At 65.5% G+C, this 328-nt stretch carries 1 protein-coding gene; it reads left to right on the forward strand.

Annotated elements, in window-relative coordinates:
• On the forward strand, positions 1-328 hold a 328-nt coding region (locus FAF44_RS56640; protein WP_237111225.1), incomplete at both ends, for a hypothetical protein.

Genomic DNA, 328 nt, shown 5'->3' on the forward strand with positions numbered 1-328 from the left:
GGTCGACGACAAGATCCACGCCCGGTCGACCGGCCCGTACTCCATGATCACCCAGCAGCCGCTCGGCGGTAAGGCCCAGTTCGGCGGCCAGCGCTTCGGTGAGATGGAGGTGTGGGCGCTGGAGGCGTACGGCGCCGCCTACGCCCTGCAGGAGCTGCTGACCATCAAGTCCGACGACGTCCTCGGCCGCGTGAAGGTCTACGAGGCCATCGTCAAGGGCGAGAACATTCCCGAGCCGGGCATCCCCGAGTCCTTCAAGGTCCTGATCAAGGAGATGCAGTCGCTGTGCCTCAACGTCGAGGTGCTCTCCAGCGACGGCATGTCCATC

Source organism: Nonomuraea sp. MG754425, from assembly GCF_021699195.1.
In the GTDB taxonomy this organism is placed as follows: Bacteria; Actinomycetota; Actinomycetes; order Streptosporangiales; family Streptosporangiaceae; genus Nonomuraea.